Annotated in this window: 21 protein-coding genes; 11 read left to right on the plus strand and 10 right to left on the minus strand. The window is 47.0% G+C overall.

Going from position 1 to position 24,496, the window contains the following annotated elements; genetic code table 11:
- Positions 1 to 74: 74 nt before the first annotated feature.
- The 4 genes from ACJJIK_RS05935 to ACJJIK_RS05950 are packed head-to-tail and all read left to right on the plus strand — an operon-like array spanning position 75 to position 5,253.
- Positions 75 to 1,241 carry an acyl-CoA dehydrogenase family protein gene (locus ACJJIK_RS05935; RefSeq protein ID WP_444930705.1) on the plus strand — a complete coding sequence of 389 codons (1,167 nt, stop codon included), beginning with the start codon at positions 75 to 77 and terminating at the stop codon, positions 1,239 to 1,241.
- A gap of 9 nt (positions 1,242 to 1,250) precedes the next feature.
- Positions 1,251 to 2,054 carry an enoyl-CoA hydratase/isomerase family protein gene (locus ACJJIK_RS05940; protein ID WP_444944473.1) on the plus strand — a complete coding sequence of 268 codons (804 nt, stop codon included), beginning with the start codon at positions 1,251 to 1,253 and terminating at the stop codon, positions 2,052 to 2,054.
- Positions 2,054 to 4,078 carry an acetyl/propionyl/methylcrotonyl-CoA carboxylase subunit alpha gene (locus tag ACJJIK_RS05945; RefSeq protein WP_444944474.1) on the plus strand — a complete coding sequence of 675 codons (2,025 nt, stop codon included), beginning with the start codon at positions 2,054 to 2,056 and terminating at the stop codon, positions 4,076 to 4,078. The genes ACJJIK_RS05940 and ACJJIK_RS05945 overlap by 1 nt, the downstream gene beginning before the upstream one ends.
- Before the next feature lie 11 nt (positions 4,079 to 4,089).
- Positions 4,090 to 5,253, plus strand: coding sequence for an acyl-CoA dehydrogenase family protein (locus ACJJIK_RS05950; RefSeq protein WP_444944475.1), 1,164 nt, complete (start codon positions 4,090 to 4,092; stop codon positions 5,251 to 5,253).
- Between the two features lie 111 nt (positions 5,254 to 5,364).
- Here the strand turns inward: ACJJIK_RS05950 and ACJJIK_RS05955 are convergent, their stop codons facing one another.
- Together ACJJIK_RS05955 and ACJJIK_RS05960 are read right to left on the minus strand one after the other, a co-directional pair.
- Positions 5,365 to 7,047 (minus strand): DUF885 domain-containing protein, encoded by a 1,683-nt coding sequence (locus ACJJIK_RS05955; RefSeq protein WP_444944476.1) that lies wholly within the window; start codon positions 7,045 to 7,047, stop codon positions 5,365 to 5,367.
- Positions 7,048 to 7,401: 354 nt separating this feature from the next.
- A complete protein-coding gene (locus tag ACJJIK_RS05960) occupies positions 7,402 to 7,866 on the minus strand; it encodes a hypothetical protein (protein WP_444930700.1) in 465 nt (154 codons plus the stop codon).
- A 95-nt stretch (positions 7,867 to 7,961) separates the two neighbouring features.
- Between ACJJIK_RS05960 and ACJJIK_RS05965 the strand changes: the two genes are divergently transcribed.
- Complete coding sequence (locus ACJJIK_RS05965) at positions 7,962 to 8,405, plus strand: MarR family winged helix-turn-helix transcriptional regulator (protein WP_444944477.1); 444 nt, start codon at positions 7,962 to 7,964, stop codon at positions 8,403 to 8,405.
- Between the two features lie 279 nt (positions 8,406 to 8,684).
- Here ACJJIK_RS05965 and ACJJIK_RS05970 read toward each other — a convergent pair whose 3' ends face one another.
- The 3 genes from ACJJIK_RS05970 to ACJJIK_RS05980 form a co-directional block, all read right to left on the minus strand.
- Positions 8,685 to 10,184, minus strand: a complete 1,500-nt coding sequence (locus ACJJIK_RS05970) for a vanadium-dependent haloperoxidase (protein WP_444930698.1) — start codon at positions 10,182 to 10,184, stop codon at positions 8,685 to 8,687.
- 837 nt (positions 10,185 to 11,021) lie between these two features.
- Complete coding sequence (locus ACJJIK_RS05975; RefSeq protein ID WP_444944478.1) at positions 11,022 to 12,152, minus strand: methyltransferase; 1,131 nt, start codon at positions 12,150 to 12,152, stop codon at positions 11,022 to 11,024.
- Between the two features lie 71 nt (positions 12,153 to 12,223).
- Positions 12,224 to 12,817: a TetR/AcrR family transcriptional regulator gene (locus tag ACJJIK_RS05980; RefSeq protein WP_444944479.1), complete on the minus strand. Its 594-nt coding sequence runs from the start codon at positions 12,815 to 12,817 to the stop codon at positions 12,224 to 12,226.
- A 545-nt stretch (positions 12,818 to 13,362) separates the two neighbouring features.
- Between ACJJIK_RS05980 and ACJJIK_RS05985 the strand changes: the two genes are divergently transcribed.
- Entirely contained in the window at positions 13,363 to 15,594 is a 2,232-nt protein-coding gene (locus ACJJIK_RS05985) for a pre-peptidase C-terminal domain-containing protein (protein WP_444944480.1), read from the plus strand.
- A gap of 147 nt (positions 15,595 to 15,741) precedes the next feature.
- Positions 15,742 to 16,338: a DUF4291 domain-containing protein gene (locus ACJJIK_RS05990; protein WP_444944481.1), complete on the plus strand. Its 597-nt coding sequence runs from the start codon at positions 15,742 to 15,744 to the stop codon at positions 16,336 to 16,338.
- Between the two features lie 314 nt (positions 16,339 to 16,652).
- Here ACJJIK_RS05990 and ACJJIK_RS05995 read toward each other — a convergent pair whose 3' ends face one another.
- Positions 16,653 to 17,729, minus strand: coding sequence for an FAD-dependent oxidoreductase (locus ACJJIK_RS05995; protein ID WP_444944482.1), 1,077 nt, complete (start codon positions 17,727 to 17,729; stop codon positions 16,653 to 16,655).
- A 91-nt stretch (positions 17,730 to 17,820) separates the two neighbouring features.
- Here ACJJIK_RS05995 and ACJJIK_RS06000 point away from each other — a divergent pair, with 91 nt between their 5' ends.
- From ACJJIK_RS06000 to ACJJIK_RS06015, 4 genes are all read left to right on the plus strand, one after another.
- Complete coding sequence (locus ACJJIK_RS06000) at positions 17,821 to 18,453, plus strand: LysE family translocator (protein ID WP_444930694.1); 633 nt, start codon at positions 17,821 to 17,823, stop codon at positions 18,451 to 18,453.
- A 159-nt stretch (positions 18,454 to 18,612) separates the two neighbouring features.
- The gene (locus tag ACJJIK_RS06005; RefSeq protein WP_444944483.1) at positions 18,613 to 19,359 is read left to right on the plus strand and encodes a metallophosphoesterase family protein; all 747 of its coding nucleotides are present in this window, start codon (positions 18,613 to 18,615) and stop codon (positions 19,357 to 19,359) included.
- 44 nt (positions 19,360 to 19,403) lie between these two features.
- The gene (locus ACJJIK_RS06010; RefSeq protein ID WP_444930692.1) at positions 19,404 to 19,760 is read left to right on the plus strand and encodes a DUF4870 domain-containing protein; all 357 of its coding nucleotides are present in this window, start codon (positions 19,404 to 19,406) and stop codon (positions 19,758 to 19,760) included.
- A complete protein-coding gene (locus tag ACJJIK_RS06015) occupies positions 19,753 to 20,064 on the plus strand; it encodes a hypothetical protein (RefSeq protein ID WP_444944484.1) in 312 nt (103 codons plus the stop codon). Before ACJJIK_RS06010 ends, ACJJIK_RS06015 begins: the two co-directional genes overlap by 8 nt.
- 640 nt (positions 20,065 to 20,704) lie before the next feature.
- On the opposite strand, the gene ACJJIK_RS06020 is transcribed toward ACJJIK_RS06015, so the two are convergent.
- From ACJJIK_RS06020 to ACJJIK_RS06035, 4 genes are all read right to left on the minus strand, one after another.
- Positions 20,705 to 21,475, minus strand: coding sequence for a zinc-dependent metalloprotease family protein (locus ACJJIK_RS06020; protein ID WP_444944485.1), 771 nt, complete (start codon positions 21,473 to 21,475; stop codon positions 20,705 to 20,707).
- A gap of 232 nt (positions 21,476 to 21,707) precedes the next feature.
- Complete coding sequence (locus ACJJIK_RS06025) at positions 21,708 to 22,385, minus strand: hypothetical protein (protein WP_444944486.1); 678 nt, start codon at positions 22,383 to 22,385, stop codon at positions 21,708 to 21,710.
- A gap of 907 nt (positions 22,386 to 23,292) precedes the next feature.
- A complete protein-coding gene (locus tag ACJJIK_RS06030) occupies positions 23,293 to 23,919 on the minus strand; it encodes a hypothetical protein (RefSeq protein ID WP_444944487.1) in 627 nt (208 codons plus the stop codon).
- Between the two features lies 1 nt (position 23,920).
- Positions 23,921 to 24,442 (minus strand): hypothetical protein, encoded by a 522-nt coding sequence (locus ACJJIK_RS06035; RefSeq protein ID WP_444930687.1) that lies wholly within the window; start codon positions 24,440 to 24,442, stop codon positions 23,921 to 23,923.
- Between the last annotated feature and the right edge of the window lie 54 nt (positions 24,443 to 24,496).

Raw genomic sequence — 24,496 nt, forward strand, 5'->3', positions numbered from 1 at the left:
CCTGGGTAGCAAGGAGGTGCGGCTGCCCATTTGCACAATCACCGGGTCCACAATTTACGGTAGGGAAGATAATAATGATTTTGAGTGATCAACACCGGGAGTTGCAGCGCACCGTACAAAACTTTGTACAGCAGGAAATTAACCCCAATGTGGCAGAATGGGAAAAGGCCGGCCGTTTTCCTACCCGCGAAATATTCCAACAACTGGCTGGTCTCGGCCTACTCGGCATCAGTAAGTCCACAGATTTCGGCGGTCTCGGCCTCGACTTTAGTTATGAAGCGATTTTCCTTGAGGAGTTGGGCGCTGCCCACTGCGGCGGTGTGCCCCTGTCGATCTCAGTGCAAACTTCTATGTGCACCCCTGCCCTGGCCAATTTCGGCAGCCAGGATCTCAAACAGCAGTTTCTGATTCCCGCCGTCAGCGGAGAGATGATCGGTGCGATTGCCGTATCGGAACCGGGCGCCGGCTCCGATGTCGCTTCAATTAAGACCACGGCCAAAAGCGACGGCGATGACTATGTGATCAACGGCAGCAAAATGTGGATCACCAACGCCCCCAGCGCAGACTTTTTCTGTACTCTGGTTAATACCAGCGAGGGCAAATCCCACAGCAACAAATCCCTGGTAATTATCCCGGCAAAAACCCCCGGGCTGCGCATCGGTGAAAAACTCGACAAGATGGGCATGCGCTCATCGGAAACCGCTCCCATCTTTTTTGATGATGTACGGGTGCCAAAACATTTCCGCATCGGCGACGAAGGTGCCGGCTTCCTATTACAGATGCTGCAATTCCAGGAGGAGCGCCTCGCCGGTGCCGCACTGAACCTGAAAGGCCTGGAAAACTGTGTAAGCAGCACCATCGACTATGTGCGCGAGCGCCACGCCTTTAAAGCGCCGCTGCTCGACAACCAAACTATCCATTTTGCCCTCGCGGAAATGCAGACCGAAGTGGAATGCCTGCGCTCATTAACCTGGCGTGCAGTGGAGGCCTATGTGGCCGGTGAAGATGTCACCACCCTCGCCTCTATGGCCAAACTCAAGGCCGGCCGCCTGTCCCGCTCTATTCCAGACCAGTGCCTACAGTTCTGGGGGGGCATGGGCTATATCGAGGAAACCGTAATCAACCGCGCCTACCGCGACAGTCGTCTCACCGCGATCGGCGGCGGTGCAGATGAAGTGATGCTCGGCATTATCTGCAAGCTGATGGGCATACTGCCCAGCAAACGCAAGCCCAAGGCGTGAGGCCAGGCCATGCAGATAATTATTGATAAGACCATCGGCATTGCCCGCCACCTCACCTTAAATCGCCCCCAGCAGCGCAACGCCATCAGTTTGCAAATGGTAGATGAACTTCTACAAAAACTCGCGGAAGCGGAGCAGGACCCACAGGTGCGAGCGCTCGTGCTGCGCGGCGCAGAGCACAACTTCTGCGCCGGTGGCGATATTGCCGATATGCTCAGCGCGCAGCAGAGCGCGGGCGATGGCAACAGCGATGCATTCTTTCACCTCAACCGCCGTTTTGGCGAATTGATGCAGCGATTTAATCGCACCCCGCTGATCGTTATCGCCGTATTGGAAGGCGCGGTAATGGGCGGCGGTTTCGGACTCGCCTGTAGCGCCGATATCGCCATCGCCGATCACAGCTGTCGCTTTGCCCTACCGGAAACCCGCCTGGGTTTGCCCCCGGCACAAATTGCCCCCTTTGTCGTGGCGCGGGTCGGCCTCTCCCAGGCCCGGCGCCTCGCGCTCAGTGGCGCCAAGGTCAATGCGCAACAGGCCCTGGAACTCGGCTTGATCCACCAATTGCTCGATGGCCCCGAAGCCCTCGACGGCGCACTCCAGGAGCACCTGGGCGCGATCAATGCCTGTGCTCCCGGCGCCCTCGCCACCACAAAACAAATCCTGTTGGATGCGGCGCGAGTCGCGGACGAAACGGCCCTGGACCAACTGCTGGACGGTGCTGCACAGCAGTTTTCCCGCGCCATTCAGGGGCATGAGGGGCGCGAAGGCGCTCGGGCATTTTTGGAAAAACGATCACCGGAGTGGCAGCACTGATGTCGACAACAGAGACCCTGCTTATCGCCAACCGCAGCGAAATTGCACTGCGAATTATGCGCACCGCCCAGGCAGAGGGCTACCGCACCGTCGCCGTCTACAGTGAGGCAGACCGCGATGCACTACACGCGCAGAGCGCCGATATCGCCGTGGCCATTGGCGGACAAACTTCGGCGGAGTCCTATCTGGACATCCAAAAAATTCTCGACGCAGCTAAGCAATCTGGAGCCACCGCCGTTCATCCCGGTTACGGTTTCCTCGCAGAGAACGCCCAGTTCGCCAGCGCTTGCGAAGAGAGCGGATTGCGTTTTATCGGCCCCAGCGCAGAAGTCATAGAGCTGATGGGTAACAAACGCAAAGCCAAGGAATTTGTCGCCGCCGCCGGTGTAGCCTGTATTCCCGGCTTTCAGGGCGCCCAGGACGACGACACCCTGATCGCCGCAGCACAGCGCATCGGCTTTCCCCTGATGATCAAAGCTGCCGCCGGCGGTGGTGGGCGCGGTATGCGCCTGGCTCACGGAGATGCCGAGCTGACCTCCCAGTTACGCGCTGCACGCAGTGAATCCATGAGCGCTTTCGGCAGTGACGAATTAATTCTGGAAAAAGCGCTGGTCAACGCCCGCCATATCGAAATTCAGGTCTTTGCAGATAGCCACGGCAACTGTATTCACTTGGGTGAGCGGGATTGCTCCGTGCAGAGACGCCACCAAAAAGTGGTCGAAGAGTGTCCATCGCCCGCAGTAGACGCTCAACTGCGGGAGGAGATGGGCCAAGCCTCCGTCACGGTGGCCCGCGCCTGCGGTTATCAGGGCGCGGGCACGGTAGAGTTTCTACTCTGCCCCAGCGGTGAATTCTATTTCCTGGAAATGAATACCCGATTGCAGGTAGAACACCCGGTAACCGAAATGGTAAGCGGGTTTGACCTGGTTGCCTGGCAGCTGGCCGTCGCCCGTGGCGAAGCCCTTCCCGTCTCCCAAGCGCAGGTCACTCAGCAGGGGCACGCCATAGAAGTCCGCCTGTACGCCGAAGACCCGGAGCAACAGTTTCTACCCCAGGCTGGAAAAGTGCTTCACTGGAGCGCGCCAAAGGGGCAGGGAGTGCGCATTGACCACGCCCTAAAAAGTGGGGGCGAAATTACCCCGTTTTACGACCCCATGCTCGGAAAATTAATTGCCTGCGGGCAGGATCGCGAAGAGGCTAGACGCAAGCTCGCCAGAGCCCTGACACAGCTCGAATTTATCGGCCCGAAAAATAATATCCATTTTCTGCAAGAGATCCTCGCCGAACCCCAGTTTATCGCCGGCGCTGCCGACACCAGTTTTCTCGACCAAAACCGCCTGCCGACTTCAGCACAATTGGTTCCAGCTGAGATCGCCGCGCAAGCACTACTGCTCTATCACCTGTACCAAATCCCCTCCCGGGATCAGCGCAATGGCCGCAGTGACTGGCACAGTGGAGATAACAGCGTTGCACTCCATTACCGGCTGGATATTTCCGGGCAAACGCTGGACTACGCGCTGCTGGCGTTAGGGGAGAATCGCTATCAAATCAGTGTGGACAAACGGCAGTTCCAAATTCAGTGGCGCAATTTCAAAAAACCACAAGAGACAGGCGAGCTCTGTAGCGCTGAACTCTTAATAGATGGCGTTAGACAAAAGAGAACCTTCCTAGCCGACAGGAACAATTTGCACCTCCTGTTAAGCGGCAGGCAGTTCCATTTTGTGGACATCACCCATGCCCCAGCCAAATCGAGCCTCAGTCAAGGTAGTGGCCGGATTACCGCTCCGATGGATGGCTGCCTGGTGCAGGTATTGGTAGAGCCCAGGCAGGAGGTGCAACGGGGCGACACTATCGCCTTAATGGAGGCCATGAAAATGGAGCACGCCCTGCGCGCAGACCGCGATGGCACCGTGATTAAACTGGGCGCCTGCGAAGGCGATCAGGTGCGCGGCGGCCAGTTACTGGTACAAATTGAAGCTGCCCCCGGTGAAACGGTCAAAATCCCCAGTGGCGCTATTTCCTAAAGGAGTTCAGCATGTACGATATTGATGCCTCCCGCATGGCAAGCCCCTATTACGACGCAGGCCATCAGGAGTGGCGCAGCCAGCTGCGCCGCTTTGTCGAGCGCGAAATTACCCTCCATATCACCCAGTGGGACGAGGCGGGCCAACTGCCCGCAGAGCTGTGGAAAAAAGCAGCAGAAGTCGGTCTTTTACAGATGAGCTACCCGGAAAACTACGGCGGCATCGAAACCGACGTTTTCCATATGATTGTGGCCGCAGAGGAGTTAGCTCGCCCCGGCGCCGGTGGCCTCTACGCCAGCCTGATGGTCCACGGCATTGCCCTGCCCCCTCTGTTGCACTATGGCAGTGAGGCGCTTAAGGATCGGGTGATTCCCGCCGTACTGCGCGGCGACAAACATATCTCCCTGGCAGTTACCGAGCCAGGCGCAGGCTCCGATGTCGCCAATATTCAATGCCGCGCAGTGCGCGATGGGGACGAATATATCGTCAGCGGCGAAAAGACCTATATCACCGGCGGTATGCGTGCCAACTGGTTTACCACTGCGGTACGCACTGGCGATGAGGGCTTCGGCGGTATCTCCCTACTCCTAATTCCTGCGGATGCCGAAGGAGTCAACCGACAGCTACTCGATAAAAAACAGGGCTGGTGGTGCTCTGATACGGCCAGTATCTTTTTTGATCAAGTGCGCGTGCCCGCGAGTAATCTGATCGGCGGTGAGAACCAAGGTTTCTTGCCCATAGTACACAACTTCAATCGCGAGCGCCTGGGCATTGCCGCTTCCTGTGTAGAATTCAGCCGGGTCTGTTTGCAGGATGCCATTGAGTGGGCTCAGGAGCGCCAAACTTTCGGCAAGCGTCTGGCCAATCACCAAGTGATCCGGCATAAGTTTGCCCAGATGCTTCAACGCATCAATGCCACCCAGGCCTATCTGGACCTCTGTGCCTGGGCAGAGCAACAACATCAGCTCAAAGTAGCCGATATCGCCCTACTCAAAGTGCAAGCCACAGAAACCCTTGAGTTCTGCGCTCGGGAGGCTATGCAGGTGTTGGGTGGCGCAGGCTATATGCGCGGCAGCCGGGTTGAGCGTATATATCGTGAAGTGCGGGTGAATGCGATTGGTGGCGGATCTGAAGAAATTATGCGGGATTTAGCTTCCAGGCAAATGGGGATTTAGTATCGGCTTATGGTTCAAGGTAAAAGTCTTTATAAAAGAGAGGGGCCTCTATTACTCAGTCCCGTATAAATACGGGACTGAGTAAGTAAAGATCTGGAGGCCTAACTTAAATTAACCCCGCTTTTTTTCTTCGATAAACTCCCTTACCTGCTCGCTCAAAATGGCCATAGGCACATTGCCATTTCTCAGAATGATTTCATGGAAGTCCTTGATGTCGAAGTCCTCGCCCAGTTCACTTTGCATTAGCTCGCGCAAGGCAAAAATTTCCAAAGCGCCGGAGTCATAAGAAGTCAGCTGGGCAGGCATAACCGCCATTCGGTCCATCAACGTCCTCGGGCCTTTGGCGAATGAAGCTCCTGAATCCTGTAAAAATTCCGCAACTTTTTCATCACTCCAACCGAGTATATGCATTGCGGTGTCCGCGACCATACCTCGCGCAGGCCATGCTCTCCTTAGGATCTTGGTTGACCCATAGTCATACATTCCCGCCTCTTCCGCTAGATGTTCAGAGTACCTGCCCCAACCTTCAGCAAAAGCAGAGTTAGACAAAGCATCTTCTATTTTGTGAAACTTTTCCTGCTCCTGTACGAGAGCAATTTGCATATGATGGCCCGGGTACCCTTCATGGATAGTAACCTTCTCTGCAGAAGCGTAAGACTCATCCTGGTAGGTTGTCGGATCATATCCAAACCTTGCCTTGCGCTCCTTGGTACCCGGAATATAGTGTGCACTGCGACCTGAGCCCTGTTCATGCTCAGGGATGGCTTTTACTTCCATTTCGATCAAAGGCATTTCATGGAAGAAGTCAACGGTTAAATCCCTGGATTTATCTACCAAGCGCTCATAAAACTGATGCATTTCATCAGCGCTATTAAATTTCTGAGTTTTATCCTCACTGGCCTTTGCTACCGCCTCAGAATAGGAATCGACCTGGTAAAGTTCCTTACCTAAACGAACCACTTCACTCTTATTAGCGTTTACAGTGCTTAAGCCAAGTTCAAAGACCTCTTCTGGTGTTCTCTGCAGTGTCGTATAAGAACGATACTGGGCCATATAACACTCGCGACCATTGGGTAACGCATGGATACCGAGCTCGCTTCTCGCTCCAGGTAAATAGGTCGATTGGAGAAAATTCCTATAATTCTCCATTGAGGGGATAACATGATCCGAAAGCACCTGTTTAAATGCAGCCTCGAATTCTGGATCTTCGGCCTTTTTCGCCAGGCCCAGGAAAGGGTGCTCATCAATGGGTACCTGGGTCAGGCCTTCAACTTGCTGAATGACTCGCTTCACCACACTTTGAGGTGCAGAGTAACCCTGCTCAAGGCCCCGGCTCAGATTAGCTATTTCCTGCTCATAGTAACGAGCCGCATCCAACCAGCGCTCAATCGCATCGGCTTTGTCTTGGTCAGTTTCAACAGGCTGAACCTCAGTTAAAAACCCGAGTATGATATGGGGACCGAACATATGGTCAACTGACCACAGCTCACTCTTGCAGATTCGCAAACCAACATTCGACTCCAACCTCTCTTTCAGCTTGAAGTAAAATACCTTTTCTTGGTCGTTTTTTAATCCGTTAAGGTCTATTTCAGCCAGTTTTTTGAGTATTTTGTCCTCAGATGCCGCTAAAAAAGCAGAACTCCCCGGGGTATTAGTTAAGAAAAGATTGTGCCTCTCCAACTGCATATCTGAGAAGTAAGCATACGGCTGAAAGTTGTCTAAATAAGCCTCAGCATATTGATCTGCTAACTGCTGGAGCAATGCAGAATCATCAACTGCTGCCCCGCTAGCCATATCCGTTCTATTCTCGGTAACAGAGCACCCCATTAGAACGGATGAAACTGCCAATATCCCTAAACCCACTCTCTTTACATTAATCATTCTGGTAAGACCGCAACATAAAACTCTCTAAATTGACCTTTATGAAAAATCAATTTGCTAGCCTACAGTAGGCCCCGTGAGAGAAAAGATTACAACCCAGCAAACACAAAGTATCGATAAAGCGAAAGCATTTATAGATAAGCTCCAGAACTACATTCAACGCCAGGGTACCCCTCTATTACAATAGTTAGATTACACCGGCACAAGGCACCCCCTAAACAAGCAGCAAATATTGCCAAAAAATAAACTTCCCTTACCTTGGCAAGGTTAGTTTTTGATCGGCTTTAGTGAATTCAATCCCCCTCGCAAAATAAGACCGTCGCGGAAATTTAGCAGCATTAAACCAAGATTTGTAGCGCCAATTAATAATTCCAGCCCTTGCACCAGGTAAAACTTAAAGTCAAAAAATCCAGCAGAACTCCAATATTCAAGTATAAAGGCGCAGGGAATTAAAAATATAAGGCCATTAATCGCAACTATGCGCATCCTTTTACTTTTAAGTGAAACCTGATCGCCTACCCGTCCTCTACTTAACAAGGAACCGGTAGCTCCAGTGATCGCTATCGCCGGCACCAGAACAATAAGCCCCGGCCACAAAATCATCTTTTTGACTAAAAGAATCGATTCTATTGAGCCTATGAACTCACTAACAACGGTTGCTGCAAGAAAAGATGTGATCAAAAGCATCGCTATCGTGGCAAAAACCCGATGGAAAATGGATAGCGTCCTCATCCTATCCTCCTTTGATTTAGATTGGTAACATGCTGTCATTATTATCCGCAACACCATAGTTGTCAACATGCTGTCATTATGTTTTAGGTGCTACTATGAATGAGTCACAGAAAGGCCCAATATTCACAGATATCGTTTTAGAGGTTTTCAAGGTTGGGGGGCTGCTCGTTAGCGAAGGAGATGAAATGGGCTCCGAATTTGGTATCACAAGTGCCCGATGGAAAGTACTTGGCGCCATCTTCCTGGCTGGAGAGGCGCAAACCGTCTCACAAATAGCTAGAAGTATGGGGTTAACACGCCAAGCTGTTCAGCGGCTAGTTGATACCATGCACAAAGACAACCTGGTACTCTTTCGCTCAAATCCTGAGCACAAACGCGCAAAGCTGGTGGAGCTTTCAGATCATGGCAAAGCCATATATTCAAAACTTGATCAAAAACAAACAGAGTGGGCAGCTTACAATTCGAACGATATCGGCCACAAAGACCTCAAAGTAGCCCTATCTGTCCTAAAACGTATAGCAGAAAAGTTGGAGTCCTAAATCCATCCCAAGCAGGAAGTATTAGCTCTCTAACTACAGCAGCTTCAGCAAAACTCCCGTCAGTATTGCAGAGATTCATTGAGCTTGCGGCGGGAGTTCTGAACAACCACGTAATACCCTGTCTTACAGTGCCGTCGCAATTTGGATAATTTCGTAATGCCCCTGCGGATTTTGAAGGCCCAGGGGCTTTCAGAGATCGCCTAGAGAAAAATAAGATGGAAGATAAAAGCACTCTACCACACAGATTAATAAGGTTATCTTCCACCCCATTTACCTTCGCTAGTTGCCCTCTACTTTTGAGAGATAGAATTGATAGGCACGCTGTGCAACTTGATGGCCTATTGCCCGGCCTGCCGGTACTGAAGGTTCAAAATGTACACCGCCCCAAACGCGACTATTGCCACAGTCCTCCTCAAATGCAGTCCAAGTAGGGAAAGTCAAAGACAAATCAACTTGCGGTGTTATACCCGGCTCAATCTGAGAGCTTCCTGCCGGCGCGAGTACGGTATATCCTAAAGCATCCTCTTGGGGCAAAAATAAACGGCTTGTTTCTGCATGTGCCGCACAAAAGCTGGCAGATGCCGACGGATACTCTGGATGATCAGCAACCGGTAAGTAGCTAGTCCATTGACTAGCCGGTAAATCATCCACCGTCCCCATTCCAACGCCCCCCCAAGCAGTAACAGGGTTATCCTTATAGATATAGCGAACCGCAGAGAAAGGCCTTACGGAATTATGGCGACGCTTTTCCTTCCAAATTGCAATGGCGGTATCAAAGGCAGCCATATTAGTAAGGAAGTCATAGTGAATGAACTCCATCAGCGACAAACCCTGAGATTCCGAAGCAAATACCGCAGCAAAGCCTAAGCTGAATATCTTCATATCAAACAGCTCGGCTTTCATTTTTTGCTCATCGGTCAAATTAGCGGATGTAGCCAGCACATCATTGACTTGCGCCACATAATTTGGGTAATTCCAAATCTGAGATTTTATCGGTATTGGCGAGGTAAATTCTTCTGGAGACTCATAACTGTATGGGGTGGTCAGCGCGATTTGCGGTGTAACGAATTGCTGGACTCGAAATACACCAGGGCGCTCCATTAAGATAGCTGGCTGCCACAGGGAGGGAAATAGTAATTTATACGCGGTATTGGCAGGCTTGAAGTCAGTATAGTCCGCATAAGGTAAACGATGATAGAGCTGATCACCCTCATTCCCCAGTTGATTCATGCCATCGTTAGCCCGCCCTTCCAGTACCTTTCTACCGGCATAGTTTCCTACACCAACCGGGGTACTGGTATCCTCCGAAAGGTTGTTAGGGTCTAAACCTAATTCAACTAATAGATTATCCCACTCCGGCACTAAGTGTGGAAACAGTCCACTTAACACCTTATGAGAGGCATAAGAAAGTGCAATATTTAATTCGATGTTGTCGACTGGCTGTGGCAGCCTTGCAATATCCGAGTAAACTCCTTTCGCGGTAGGGTGATATGGCGCTGTTGCATCATACCAAGAATTTGTGATTAAAGTCGTAAAACGTAGGACTAGCGTTGCATCATTAGCCGCAGGAGATACTTCAAAAATTGCACATGCTGCGGCTGGAATTATGTTTTGCGCCGCGACATTACAGCTTTCCAGTTCCTCAGAGCCACACTTTGGCGGCAGTGAAACATCCTCCAATTGTGGGCACGTGAGAGCTTGCACCTGCCAACTCACCAAAACCCAAAATATACCAATAACACCCCTTAAAGCCTGCCTATAGATTATTTTTTCCAACATTAATCCTTCCTTTCTATTGAATCTGTACAATCAGAAAACTTACTAACTCACTAAACATCCCTCACAACTAAACTTTACCAATATTAAAAAAACTGATTCAGCACTATATACCCACCCCCTTCCACCTATTGAAAACAGCCACAATCGCCTACCCCACAGCCCCCACAAACATAACTCAAAAACAGAAAGACATGAATGATAAAAAAAGGATTTATAAATATTTTATAAAGGAAACATCCACGCAAAGAGCGACATCACAACCCGCCCACTACCAATTAAAATATTCAACCCTTGAGAAGCTCAAAAATCGCCCACCCAACAGATAAGTGAACGGGAGCATCAGAAGACAGGCACTTAATAAAATTTAATCCACTTTAGAGCTGGCACAGTCTACACTTATCAAAACCTAATAGCAGATTAAATCATAGAAACAGCTAATAAACGCAAGAGCTTATTAGGTATAATTCGAACAGCTATAGGCCCCGCACCCGGATTGCAAGACCGAAATAGCTTATAGTATAAAACATCAGTAGATCAACACCCAAGCATTCAATAGCAGTGCCCAATCTTTCAAGCAAACGAATATCAGCTCATTTATCTCTACTATTAGACAAATGGTAATTTGACATCACAGAAAAGAAATAATCATCCCACACATTGCCACGAAACCCGAATTCTGGCAATTACCCCCTAAACTCTCCTCAGAGTTTTCTACAAGAAAAATACATCTAGCCTAAAAAAGGGACATACCAATATATCTTAAAAAAACCAACAATCTATTTTCGGCATCGATACAGTAACAACAAAGATAAAAATTAAGCTCAATTTTCTAACCGATCAAGCTTCTCTCTTTTTTAACAGCATAATTTTTGCAAAGCTGCGCACACATATAGTCTCAATCAAATAAAAGGGGCTCTGGCTGAATAACTGACTCCATTCTCTCGCCGTTCGCTCCCGCCCTCGAGTCCCCATCAGCATCTGCATATCCATGGCGGCCAAATTTAGATCAGCGCCCATCTCCGGCAATACAGCATCAACTATAGCCAGCGCCGCATTACAATGCCCCATAGCAGAGTATATATTTTCAAGGAGTATTTTTGCCTTACAATCACTCAACACATGGAAAACAGCTATGCATAAATAAATATCCTTATCATTAACAGCTACTGGAAGATCATCTCTAATAATATCTGCGGGAAAGAAGCCCAAACGCCGCTTAACGGAGGCGTTCGGTAACTCCCCCCAGTACTCTCTTGCCGCCTCCTCCACATTACTCCTGTCAACTACGAGCGCTGTCATATGCTCATATAAAGATAGAACACTTGCACTCTTACTGCCTTTCGCCCCACCCAGATCAATAATCCTGTCAAAGCTTTCCCAATCAAAATCTTGTAGATATTTTAACCCCGTGAGGTTATCGACAGTATCCATAGCATCCGAAAACAAGGTACTAACAGCTTGATTATCATTCATATAATCGAACATTTCTTGAGCATAAATACTTTCAAAAGGTACGCTACCTTCTTTAATACAATCTTCAAAATCGTTAAACCAAGGTTGACTAAACTCTGGGGAATTATGCATAAGCACCATATTTTTCACACTATCATTGGCATCACTACGCAGCACCTTAGAATTTCGATTATGTGAAAAACACCTGGGTCTCACCTCTTTAAAAATTCCCATTGCACAAAGCATTCTCATCAATCGATACAGATATTCTTGATTTGCATTACAATCATCCGCCAACTTTTCTATAGGAACGACGCCATCATCAATATAGTCAGCCACGCTTAACCGCACCACCGCATATAAGCATCGAGACTGCCAAAACAACGATCCAACTTGCATTATTCGAAATGGCGGAGGTATAAGAGCGTTAGGGATATTACAAATACGATAAATCACACTTGAAACACCCCGGAAAATCCAATTTGAAACTCTATTCCTCTGCATAGATTGGGACATAAAGGCTCCTCAGAAAAGCATCTGATTAAATATAAGTAAGAGGCAACCCCAGATTAGCGGGGTTTCAACAATTACAGATTCTGTAAACCTGACTTTAGAATTTGGCCATTAAACTCTGCAAGCTGCCTTAGAAAGGCTGGACCCATAACCTGACCCATTTGCTCTTCGAAGACAGGCTTGGCCAACATAGGAAACATTGCCAAGCTGACAAAGGCAATTCTGAGCAGGTCATATTTGGGGTCGTCAGGTTGTGTGTTTTCACCTTGAATTTCTGCCAATCGGTAAGATCCCCGCTGACGCCCCCGCTCTAACAGCTGACGAATCACATTTTTTCCCGGCCCCTGATTAAGTGCCATTACCTTCAGAACCAGGGCTGGAAACTTAGGATTTCTTTGCATCGCGGCATAATAAAGCTCAAAGAAATCCCCAAAGTCCCAATCACCATTGAGACTGAGTTGATCTACAGCATCTATTAATGGTAGAAGAGTCTGACGAATCATATCTTCATAAAGGCCATCTTTACTACCAAAGTAATATCGAATCATCGATACCGCTACTCCGGCCTTAGCGGCAATCTGACGAGTTGTAACCCGATGGTAATCATCGTTCAAAAAACACTCTCGCGCCGCATCAATCAGCCGATTGGCCACATCCGACTCCGACATAGGCTACTCCTTTCTATCTACCATGTAAGGGAGGCTAGCAGGCTACTGCAATAGCCTCCAGGCTATTTGTTGTTCAATTTGGGCGGTTTGTACGATTAGCTTAGCCCTCACGGCAAATACTGACAGAGGGTAATTGAGTCGATTTTTTACCAACAAACTACAAGAACCAAAATATTTATTAACTTGAAAAAATATGAATACCCACCTGGCACTATCGATCCAAGCAGCAATATGTAAAAGTAATATCTAACATCCATAATATTGGTATTGCGTATGACAACAAAATAAACATTTAAAAATTACGTTCATCCTATCTCAAATTCCCATATAGCCTTCAAGACCCGCAGAGGTGTTACGAAGTTGTTCAGAGACTCCTTAAATCATCTATCGACCTAAAATCTAAACACCAGTATCCTCCCTCACCGCAGTATACCTATCCAGATTTGACTTTTTGCCAAAGTAAGTCAGATATACTGCTTTCCAACTATTTATGGATGAAAATTTGGCAGAAAACTCAAAAACATTTTCAAAGCAGGAATATGAAAATGAAACTATTTACCAGTAGAGCACTGGGAATATCAGCATCTTTAGCTTTAACCTTTCCCGCAGCAATAGCATATAGCCAAGCGCTAGATACAACGATACCAAGGTACACCACTGCTGAGTTTGCTCAATTGGAGGAGCAACCTACAGCGAGCCAAGTGATCATTGATGGCAAGCTATACCAGCTGACCGGGGATATGCTGGAGTTACCCCATGACGACTCAGGGCAAGTGAGCATAATGTCAGCTGTTGAAATTTCAGCCAACAAGTGGCCAGATGGAATTGTATATTACGATTTTTATGAAGATGTCAGCGAAGAAAATCAGCAGCGCTTTATTGATGCTACCAAGGTTTGGGAAGAAGTTGCGGACTTGCAATTCTTAAAGCGCACCGACCAGTCTGATTATGTTTATGTAAGAAATGGAACTGAAAACCGCTCCATGGTTGGAAAAACGGGGGGTGGACAGTTCTTTAGCATGAATAACTGGGACACCAAGTATATTATTGTCCACGAATTGGGCCATGTTATTGGCATGAGACATGAACATCAGCGCTCAGATCGTGATGAATATGTCGATATCTTTGAAGATAACATCAAGCCTGAATACATCCACAACTTTAATATCCGAGAGACTCACAACTACAGTAGCTATGATTTTTTGTCAGTAATGCACTACCCATCCCATGCATTTTCAGTTAACGGCGAAGCGACAATTGTCCCCAAGTCAGGCTATGAACTATTTACTAATATAATGGCGCAGCGTATTGACCTGGGAGGCGGAGACCAGGTTGGAGCAGCGTCTCACTACGGTAGTGTCAGTATCAACATCCCCGACCCTGCATTTAAGTCCTATTTGGTTTCCTCTTTCGATACAAATCATGATGGTGAGATTGACAGCCTGGAAGCCGCCTACGTTGAAGAGATTCACACTCCCGGCAACGGAGAGATCCAGTCACTGGAAGGGATTCACCTATTCCGATATTTGAAGTACTTAACCGCAGTAAATGAAAATCTAACGAAACTACCCGAACTGCCCAAACGCTTAGAAAGCTTGAATATTTCCGGAAACTATGTGGACACTATAGAATTTGAGTCGGTAATAGATCGGCATTTTTTGACCGATATTGATATTACCGACAACATTCTGGATGTCTACTCCTGTGAAGAACTTGAATTAATTGATACCTTTCTTGACCAAGGAAGTCTTCATTTTAGCCCAATGAAAGGCGGCAATTCTTTGGTTTGTGATGAAGAGGCAAAACTCACTCTTATCTCATCAAAAACTCGAGAAAAATTAAGTAGCAAAAGTGAAAAAGTATTCCATATCGACGTATCAGAAAACGCGCAGAGTCTAACCGTTATTTCTGAAGATGCAGAAGATCTACTGGGCGGCGAAATGAATATATATGTCGCATATAACCGTCAACCCACCTCAACCGACTTTGATTTCAGCTCTGAAAATAGCGGCAACCTTGAAAGCATTGAAATATTTTCTCCAGAGGCTGGTCGTTGGTACATATTGCTATCCCCCGTTGAACGCTCTTTTGAAGGCGTCGATTTAACAGCAACAGTAATCTTGGAGGATGAGTCCGACAATAGACTTGTTAACCAGGAACCCATCAGTGAATTAAATGCCAGCGCCGGTGAATCACTGTACTACACCATCACAGTACCAGAGAATGCCAGTGACCTTACTTTTGAGACCACAGGTGGTAGTGGAGATGCCGATCTTTATATTCGCTTCGGTAACAAACCAACCCTGTCGGTCTATGATTACCGCCCCTATTTAAGCGGCAATGAAGAGGCTGTTACCATTGCAAATCCAGCCTCTGGAATCTGGCATGTAATGCTGTACGGCTATACCGACTTTGAGCAGGTCTCTCTGCTCGGCTCTTTTACTGAGCTCTCTTCTAATGAGTTTTTGATACCCGGTGAAGTCATCTCTGACCTGAATGGCGGCGCAGGTGAACAATTACAGTTTAAGATCGAAGTTCCAGAAGGGGCCGCCCAGCTTTCCGTATTAACGGGTGCCGATTTCCTTAACTCAATTGGAGATGCTGATCTCTACATTAAGCTCGGCGAACCCGCCACTGAGTCAAACGCTGATTACTCCTCAGAAAACTGGGGCAACTATGAATCTATTGATTTGAATGCTCCACAAGCGGGCACTTGGTATATTACCCTCTATGGTTACACCGATTTTGAAAATGTTTGGCTGAGTGCTGATTATTAAGATATCAATAACTTACTAATCTTTGGGCGGTAGAGTTACTCAAACGGGGAAAACTCTACCGCCCTTATTATAAAAAAGGCATTGCAGAGGGTTTTACTAACGACTTAACCATCTGTAATATTGTAATACGTATTTAGAGGTTAAGTAATGACAGCCCCAACACGGCAAATCCGCGCTAGTTTTGACCAGCACACCATTCGCGTCTATCAAGCATACAATGTAGCAATTGCAAATTCCGCCCTACAAAATGGTACTTTTGCATCTCCCCCCTTCAAAATGGAGCGCATGACCTGGATCAAGCCCTCTTTTCTGTGGATGATGTACCGTGCAGGCTGGGGAGAAAAGGACAGCGGCCAAAGCCGCATTTTAGCCATAGATATCACCAGAGAGGGATTCGAGTGGGCCTTACAGAATAGCCTACTCAGCCATCAAACTGATCGATATGCGTCAAAAGAGGCTTGGCTGAAGGCAAAGAAAGCTACCCCAGTCCGTATTCAATGGGATCCCGAGCGGAATTTAAGCTTAGAACCCCTCGCTCACAGAGCTATTCAGATAGGGCTATCAAACGAAGCCGTGGCACTTTATGTCAACGAATGGATTCAGAACATTACTGATATAACTGAGCAAGCTCACAGCATTCATCAGCTGGTCAAATCGGGAGATACTCAACAGGCTAGAAAACTTCTTCCCTTGGAAAATGAATACCCCGTAAGCGATCTGCTAAAAGAAAGGCTACAAATGTGAAATCAACTAAAAAAATCCCACCTGAAATTTATACACATCAGTAAGCACCCACAATGCGGGGTGATAAGAGAAGCCCCCCAGAGGGGCTGCCCGTATAGTTTATCTTCTATACCTAAAGCTAAATATTTTCAGAATTCTAACAGCGCTGCTGATTATTATGAATAATTGGCGTTGGTCAACAATTTTTCCACACAGAGAGTTTATCCCTGTGAAGATCATTTATCAGTTCAATATTAATTATAAGAGATATACTACAACAAGCTTTCTTAGTACTTACAATACAGCGATAGAATCCCAAGGAGGTAAGCAACCACTCACAACCTTGTTAAATTCTGAATATAAGCCTGCCTTACCACTGGAAATGTTGCGATAAGCTTTGCCAGGGTGCGCACACATCCCTTACTGATCGATGAATTAGAAGTTATAATTCGCCGGGCAACCTCCGTCTTTCGGATAGTTGCCGCACCTATTTTATGTCTTTCGGTCGAATAGCTATCGACTCTTCCTGTAACAATTGTTTCAACCGCTGCTATCGCATCAGCAATACCCAGGTTCATACCTTTGCCACCTACCGGCGAATGGCAGTGAGCCGCATCTCCAGCTAAAAGAACACGCCGGAAGCGATAGCTTTCCGCTTGACGAATTGAGATTTGAAAACTACCAGAACGGCGAATTTCCCTGACTTTTAATGGTTGCCCCAAGGCCTCCAACGCGTCAGGTTGAGGGGCAACCACCCTTACACGCTGTCTACCTATGGGTAACACAATCGTAAATTGATTGCCGGGCCTCTGAATATCCACACTGATCAAATCAGAATCACAGCCCTCATCTATATCAATATCCGCAACCCCCCAGGGTTGTGGTAAATCTTCACCGGGAAATGGTATACCGAGCTGCTCACGAACGGTGGAATGAACGCCATCGGCAGCAATAAGCCAGTCGAAGTCTTCGACGCTACCGTCAGATAATACAACCGTCACCCCTCGGTCACCGGGGTCTACTTCAACAGCGGCAACACCATATTCAACTGAAACACCTTGCTCAAGCAAAAATTCCCGCAGAATCTCTTCAGTGCGATTTTGCGGCAATCCAAACCCCACATATTCTTTGTAAGCATCGCCCCGGTTATCCAAAAATAATAGCGGCCTACCCGCCTGAAGGTATTCAACCTTACAAAGCTTCATCGCCTCAGATGTCAAAATATCTGGAACACCAACTTTAAGCAGGCGCCTGATAGTACAGGGAAAAATTCCAACCGCCCGAGAAAGCTCACACGGCTTGGTACGGCGCTCAACTATTCGGCAGTGGATTCCATAAAAAGACAGAGCACAAGCTGCCGCCAAGCCCGTTGGGCCCGCACCCACAACCAGTACCTGATTTATATGTCTCACTCGTACCTGCACACACTCTCAAAGGGCTTATTTCTATTGTAGAAGCAGTGCGCCGGCTATGATAAAATCCCAATTTCAAGGCAAGCCCCCTATGATCGACCTCAGCATCTTACCCGCCTTCTTAATCGCAGCAACTGTTCTAGCAGCCTCCCCGGGACCAGACCTACTGTTAATATCTACTTACTCCTCAGCGCGTGGTTTGACTGCTGGAATAATGATATCAGTGGGTATTTTTGTTGCAGGCATGATACAAACCGTACTAGTTGCTCTCGGGCTCGGTCACATCATGCAGACAATGCCTCTGGTCGCACTGATGATAAAGGTGGTAGGCGCCCTATATTTAGCCTGGCTTGGCGTATCACTCCTACGCAGCTGGCGCTCAGGTAAAACGACACAAAATAGTCAACCACATACTCTAGCGCTGTCCGCAAGACAATTGATGACGCGGGGCTTACTCAACAATTTGATGAACCCTAAAGCCTTACTTTTCTTTAGCCTCTTCCTACCCCAATTTACCGTGTCGAATCAAGCAATCACACCCCAGATCCTGATTTTAGGTTCACTCTTAAGTATTACAGCACTGACTTTTAACACCCTAGTATCTCTATCGTTTAGCAAGCTGGGGAAATCCCTTGCGACACAACCCCATGTTCAGAGACACTTAGACGGTTTCCTCGGAGTCATTTTTCTCAGCTTAGCCGCACGCTTGGCAACTGATCGCTAACTTTTACGAAAACAGCAGAAGATATAAATACGGTGTACATAGATGTATTCAGAACGCGCCTTCTATGTAGTGTACTCTTTATCCCCGACCCGGTAATATTTAGCAAATAGATGGACGCCTAATTAAAGTGCGTTCAGCTGCCCAGTAGTGGAGGCCTCCATGCGAATAGCGATACTCTCAGATATCCACAGCAATATTTATGCTCTCGACGCCATTATTGATGATCTAAAAAAGAGAGACGCCGATCTAACAGTGAACCTGGGTGATATCCTATATGGCCCTATTGCACCGCAGCTCACCTATGAACGCTTAATGGAGCAGAATTATACGACTATCTGCGGCAATCAAGATCGGCAAATATATGAAGCCAGCACAAGTGAAATAAAGGACAACCCGACCCTGCAATTTATTTTGCGAGACTTAAGTGCCGAAGCACTACAATGGATGAAAGAGTTGCCGCCCAGCTTACAAGTCACCGATGATGTATTTCTCTGCCATGGAACACCCAACAGTGATCTTATTTACCTACTGGAAGATATCAGCAGTGGGCGCCCCCAGCTACGTCCTGAGCATGAAATCCTGAATCTACTTGCAAAGATACGCTCAAAGGTCATTCTATGCGGACATACCCATCAACCCCGCAGCATCTCTCTCAGTAGTGGTCAGCTAGTCGTTAATCCTGGTAGTGTTGGGCTACCGGCTTATGCCGACAGTGAACCACAACCCCATATTATGGAAACCTTCAGCCCCCATGCGAGTTACGCTTTAGTGGAAAAAGGCAAAGGCGGGGCCTGGGATGTAATGTTTTTCAAGGTAAGTTACGATACGGAAAATGCTGTCCAAGCCGCTATTGCACAAGGGCGAGAGGACTGGGGCTTCTATCTATCAACGGGACGAGCCGGCTAGCTAAAATAGCCTACACAAACGATTAAATAAAAGGAAAACTGCAAATGGAAGATTATCGCCCCTGGGATATGGAAACAAATACTTTTCTAATGCTACTCCACTTAAGCCAGCTAGCCTGGGTTGTTATCCCCGGCGCCGGCTTTGTTTTACCCATTATTATGTGGGCAACAACCAAGGATCGTTCTCAAGAAATTGATAAGCACGGCAAGATGATATTCAACTGGATGTTGAGCCTGCTGATCTACTCTATTATTTCCGTTATCCTTATTATTATTGGCATCGGCATACTCGGGCTGATTGCACTGGCATTAATTAATGTAATATTTATTGTGGTGGGTGCAATTCGGGCCAATGAGGGCCAATTCTGGCGCTATCCGCTAAGCATTCGATTTTTTGGTTAAAAAGATTATTACTCCGGCTTTCGACACAGGAAAGCTGGAGAGCCACTTCTGGAACTGGGACCCCGGGTCTTTAGGGCGGCCCACGATTAAAGCAAGCCGCAGCCAAAATCAACCGCAGCAACACATAACACTTAAACAGAAAATAGCGTTATTTACTGCTTTCTATTATTCACGCCTCAGAATACCCATCGGGCAGTGGAATAACCTTGTTAAACCAGTCAAAAAGGTGATTATTGAACAATCTCAGCCTGACAAACTTCCCCTGTACTTCATTAATCCAATTGTCACATTGAAAACAAAGTGAAGTTTTGAAATAGAGTAGATCACTACTATATAACTCTATCGCATACGGAGGGTAGTGACCACATTGCGCCCAATCTACATCCAAGAACAAATCTGTTTTTGCAATTTTTTTTAAATTGCTTTACCTGCTCACTATCAACTACTTGCTTAGTAATAATTCGGTGAAGCTGATTACTCCAACCAACATTGTAATAACCCTCTTTCTCTCGAAGCTTAGTCTCTACCTCTTTTGACTCACTCGGCAACAAGTCGAGATTGGAAAAATCTAGCTTTTTCTCTATAAAAGGCTTATCCAGGAGATACACTATACCCTTTTCATTACCAAAACCTATCATGCTCCACCTAAATCTATATTATGTATATTGATTGCTACAACCCGAACTTGCCTAACACTTCCAGACACTTCACTAAGACAGTAAAACTAGCAAGTGAGGAGAAGTATGGCAACAAAAAGTACATATCAGAATTTAATAATAATACAGCCTCAAGCAAAAAACCCCACACTAGGTGAGGTTTTTTGTTCCTTCATAAATAAGGAGCATATAGAGCAATCGGCTACTCTAAATGGAAAGCTGAAAGGGCTCCTCCCAGCTTCCCACAGCCAGCAATCCCTACAATTACTCTAGCAGTTTAGCTGCCGATTAATAGTAACCAGAGAGGTCATCGGTAATAGGACCGAGAGCGCGATAAGCGTTAGATACATCTTCGCCGTTGGAGCGCTCACCACAGGCCAAACCGCCACACTCGTACCAATCTGGATCAGAGAACCAATCGTACTGGGTGACGTTTTCGCCGTATTTCCAGGGGTAAGCCATAATAGTAGAAAACGTATCATCTACACCGTGGCCCATACCGTAGGTGTAAACACCGCCGGAGGTATCGCCCTGCTTGGTTGAGTGAACCAGCCCCATATTGTGGCCCAGCTCGTGCACGAAGGTGTTATAACCACAGTCAACGCCCGTTACACTGTAAGCGCGCTCTTGAGCACTGGAATACATGGTGCCATTGCTGCCCTGACCAACCCAGGCAATACCACAGGTAATATAAGTACTGCCATCGATTACCGTCTCCTCGGCCTTGCCCAGGAATACCACCATATCCGCCTTTTCAGAGGCACGCCAGCTGTTCACTGTACTGTGGAAGGTGATCAGGTCCAGGGTGTCTTCGTTTACACGGTAGTCGGAACTGGAGGCGTGCCAGCTATCCACCAGATTCAACTGAATATCAATACCATTTCTTGAGAAGGAATTATTGGCATAGCTGATATAGTTGTCGATCTTAGCCGAGATATCACCGGTGTATTCCGCCGCTTGAGTGGTATACATAATTGCAATATCGACGGTATCCGCACTAGCAGCGCCGGAAACAGTCAGCGCTGCAATAGCAGCAGCCAGGCTTTTTTTCAGATTCATTGTAAGTCTCCTTTATTATGATAAGTAGTGCACACTCCTCCCTCAGCAATTAATTAAAAATGCCGCCCAAAAGAGTTAACAATACACTTTTAATACCCTGACTCGATTAAAAGACCATCCCTGGCCTTTTAACCGCCTGAGGAGACAAGCCCCCGGTATTCGCAGGATTTACTTCGGCCTTCCCTTGCCTGACTATTAATTCAAAGCGCAATCACTTCAAATTAATTTCTTCTTATTTGAAGTCATTTAGCGGAACATCATCATCTGACCAGGTTTTTTCACGAGGCGCATCCGAGGACATATCTTTATCGTGCTTTTCTACGTGATTTTGAATTAGTGCACCATTAGGTGCTATCCACGCATAATTACCTTGAGCTTCCAGCGTATACGATCCAGATGGTAGGTTTAACTGCGCATAAACGGAGTTTTCTCCCAGTGTAAAAGTCGCACCGTGCAGGCGAGTCATGCCTGGGAAGTTTAACTGTAAGCTTTTATTGCCGCTGGCATGCTGTTCAATATTACCCACTTGCGCATCGTAATCCCCTTCAATGCCCGGCAAGTCTATATCGACGTAATCGCCCACAGTGAGATTCCGCAGCATCTCAACGTCCAACTCAAGATAGGTTTCTCCATTGAGATCTACCGGCAGACGACCATTTTCATACAGTACTTTTCTGGCCAGATCAGACTCTAGCCAAAGCGGTTTTTCTTCACTATTTTCAAGAGATTGCTCTTCAAAAACGTGAGCGTCCCCGGGTTGAAACGTCTCTACTTTTGGGGCCGCCTTGCTAATAGTCAGCTTGGATTTCCCCTGTTCGACAACTGGCTTCTCAGCTTCAGATTGGCTTTTAGCCCAGACAAAATAACCTACAGCCACAGTGATGGCGACGAGAGGAATTATTTTTTTCACAAGCGATTTCTCTCAAATATTGTGCTAAATGCAATGGAAAAGCACACCCTAGCGATAGCTTCACCAATCCTACCCTTTGTCAGAACCCTTACAGTTCTTAACATTCGGTATGCTAGTTGAGACGATCGATCATAACTATCACTCAATTTTTTTTGGGGAATTTTTCACATAACCTTCATCAAAACTGCACAAACCCCAAACTCTCCGCAAAAAATGCGGAAAACTTCAAAGTAAAAGCAGGCATATTTCACAAAACCCTCATTTGCACCAAAAGAGATCACTGCACCAACCCACAGAAAAAGTCACCAAAAGACAGAAAGCAATCACCTGGAAATAAAAATAAAGTTTCACAAGAAACCGTTTTGGTAGTTTTTTAAGCAGATTGAATATTTTAGACTCACAGGAAATAAAGTAAAAAGACAAGTGACGGCTTGTTACCCTGGGCAGCCCCCAACTCTACCATTGGCTAAACTTAAATATAGGGCAAGATAGCATTAAACGGGTGATTGGGATTATTTACACAGAAAAATTAGAAGAAAACAAAGCGGATACAACGGCTTATATATACAGCTACCAATTGTCGAAAGGCAATAAGATTGTTTAATACGGTAGCGCAATAGGAGCAAGTTATCGGGCGCTATATTAGTTGACCAAAAAATCAAGCACTGCCACCATAAGGCAGCGCCCGAAAATTTATATATGCCCTTTTATTCCCCACACTTCTCTGTTGCTCCGTATACACCGCTGCATAAGGCCAGGATAGATAGCGACTATCAACTTGCCATTGATATATAACTCAAAATAAGTGAGCTGCAAAATATAACCGGTGACCATTGCACCATTTTTATCGGTATTAACCACCGCCACCTTTGCAAGGCCGATATCTAAGATTTCTGAACTTGGTAAATTATTTCACCTCCGGGCAGAATTCTTTTGACGGTTCCTTTACCGGATACTCGCCCAATACAATACAAATGTGCTGTTGAGGGACGATCAAATCTCCATTGCCTGCCATAAGTAAATTGGGCCCATTGCCGTAAAAAACCGCAGCTTCCCACTTTTTTCCGCCGAAGGACGTACTTCCCCTACCCACATAGAGCCTGTTCGGGGCATTGCTCGTACCTTCAAAGTAGATTGGGTCATCTGAAGCAGAACTCTCATTATCTACCTTGAAGAGGAAGTCGGCATGGCTGGATGGGGAACCGACTGTGCCTGCGGTAAAAACGTGAACTGAGTGGTGACAGTTGTATTCTCCAGCTTTAATGGAGAAGGACGTAAACCCATGGCCGTTAACATGGATCCATGCAGTACCCAGCCCCCTTCTGTCACGGTTTTGGTAAATGAAAGACGCTTTATGACCGGTACTATTGACCATGCACAGGGGAATTCTGTAGTCGGAGTTGCTCGGGCCATCACTCACGGTGTCGTTATTTTCTTGCGGGGTGGCAACTGCAAGGACACTGGAAAGAAGAAGTGCTGCACCAAAGGTAAGAGATCGCGTAAAAAAATTAGAAGGTGGTTGATTATAGATCATTCTAGTCATCCTTTTCTAAAGTAATATTGATCTGCTGTTTGATGCCTATGTAATTGCCTTTCACAGCGGGAATAAAATATGGATAGCGGCCAAACTCAGTTGTTACTTTGTAGTTCCCGAGTCTTTGGGTGGAGAAGGTGGTTTCAGCTCTACCAACTTTGATACCGGCGTAATATTCACCAGTTTTAAAGTAGATTGGGTCATGGCTAAACTTTGATTCATTTTTTATGGCAAAAGTGAAGTCTGCGTGGCCGCTTGGTGGATCATAGACATGAATACTGTGCTCACAGTTAGATGTATTCGGCGGAATTGTAAAACGTGTATTCCCTCTTCCATACACGTGGACCCAGCCGTAATAACTCTCTTCGCGGCCTTTATTTTTGAAATCGAAATAGGCCGTTTCATTCGTTTTATTTTGCATGCAAAGCTGAATTCTAAAATTCTTATAGGACGCATGGGCGGGTTCGAACAATGCGACGAACAGTGCTGCTACGCAGCACAAAGAACTGACTTTGTAGCTCATAGATTCCCCTCCTATTCTTATTAGCTATTTACGAATCGATCCGTAGTATAGGGA

It is taken from the genome of Microbulbifer regidiadema (SeqCode) (genome assembly GCF_052466995.1).

Coding starts and splice junctions, on each gene's coding strand:
- ACJJIK_RS05970 (WP_444930698.1), bottom strand. CDS start 10,184: ATGTTGGAAAAAATAATCTATAGGCAGGCTTTAAGGGGTGTTATTGGT.
- ACJJIK_RS05990 (WP_444944481.1), top strand. CDS start 15,742: ATGACAGCCCCAACACGGCAAATCCGCGCTAGTTTTGACCAGCACACC.
- ACJJIK_RS05945 (WP_444944474.1), top strand. CDS start 2,054: ATGTCGACAACAGAGACCCTGCTTATCGCCAACCGCAGCGAAATTGCA.
- ACJJIK_RS05940 (WP_444944473.1), top strand. CDS start 1,251: ATGCAGATAATTATTGATAAGACCATCGGCATTGCCCGCCACCTCACC.
- ACJJIK_RS05955 (WP_444944476.1), bottom strand. CDS start 7,047: ATGGCTAGCGGGGCAGCAGTTGATGATTCTGCATTGCTCCAGCAGTTA.
- ACJJIK_RS05950 (WP_444944475.1), top strand. CDS start 4,090: ATGTACGATATTGATGCCTCCCGCATGGCAAGCCCCTATTACGACGCA.
- ACJJIK_RS05980 (WP_444944479.1), bottom strand. CDS start 12,817: ATGTCGGAGTCGGATGTGGCCAATCGGCTGATTGATGCGGCGCGAGAG.
- ACJJIK_RS06005 (WP_444944483.1), top strand. CDS start 18,613: ATGCGAATAGCGATACTCTCAGATATCCACAGCAATATTTATGCTCTC.
- ACJJIK_RS05935 (WP_444930705.1), top strand. CDS start 75: ATGATTTTGAGTGATCAACACCGGGAGTTGCAGCGCACCGTACAAAAC.
- ACJJIK_RS05965 (WP_444944477.1), top strand. CDS start 7,962: ATGAATGAGTCACAGAAAGGCCCAATATTCACAGATATCGTTTTAGAG.
- ACJJIK_RS05960 (WP_444930700.1), bottom strand. CDS start 7,866: ATGAGGACGCTATCCATTTTCCATCGGGTTTTTGCCACGATAGCGATG.
- ACJJIK_RS06010 (WP_444930692.1), top strand. CDS start 19,404: ATGGAAGATTATCGCCCCTGGGATATGGAAACAAATACTTTTCTAATG.
- ACJJIK_RS05975 (WP_444944478.1), bottom strand. CDS start 12,152: ATGTCCCAATCTATGCAGAGGAATAGAGTTTCAAATTGGATTTTCCGG.
- ACJJIK_RS06035 (WP_444930687.1), bottom strand. CDS start 24,442: ATGAGCTACAAAGTCAGTTCTTTGTGCTGCGTAGCAGCACTGTTCGTC.
- ACJJIK_RS05985 (WP_444944480.1), top strand. CDS start 13,363: ATGAAACTATTTACCAGTAGAGCACTGGGAATATCAGCATCTTTAGCT.
- ACJJIK_RS06000 (WP_444930694.1), top strand. CDS start 17,821: ATGATCGACCTCAGCATCTTACCCGCCTTCTTAATCGCAGCAACTGTT.
- ACJJIK_RS06020 (WP_444944485.1), bottom strand. CDS start 21,475: ATGAATCTGAAAAAAAGCCTGGCTGCTGCTATTGCAGCGCTGACTGTT.
- ACJJIK_RS06030 (WP_444944487.1), bottom strand. CDS start 23,919: ATGATCTATAATCAACCACCTTCTAATTTTTTTACGCGATCTCTTACC.